Source organism: Psychrobacter sp. TB20-MNA-CIBAN-0197 (assembly GCF_040309765.1).
GTDB lineage: Bacteria > Pseudomonadota > Gammaproteobacteria > Pseudomonadales > Moraxellaceae > Psychrobacter > Psychrobacter submarinus.
The window spans coordinates 1-280 of record NZ_JBEOPC010000423.1; the positions used below are offsets into that span (position 1 = coordinate 1).

1 protein-coding gene is annotated in these 280 nt (G+C 58.2%); it reads right to left on the bottom strand.

Translation table 11 applies throughout. The features are described 5' to 3' along the window. Positions 1–259 (bottom strand): class I SAM-dependent methyltransferase (locus AAEY83_RS14320; protein WP_351059879.1); only part of this gene is annotated, 259 nt, incomplete at its 3' end. Between the last annotated feature and the right edge of the window lie 21 nt (positions 260–280).

Here is a 280-nt window from a genome sequence, read left to right on the forward strand (position 1 = left end):
GTGCTTGCTCAGGCACCAGTTTCGCCGCAGCTTCGAGGTTATCCTCCAGTCTCTCACTCCAGTGATCGAGCGTGCGCGCGTAGTGCAGGCGCAAGCTTTCGACATCGACGATCTCCAGCCCCGCGTCACTGATCTCGGTAGAGATCATCGCCAGATGCGGTAGCTCGCCGTTGGGGAACACATATTTTTCTATGAAGTCGCCAGCGCCTCGTCCAACCGGGCGGCCATCGGTGTGCTTGGCGGTGATGCCATGATTCATTACCAATCCACCCTCCTTCAC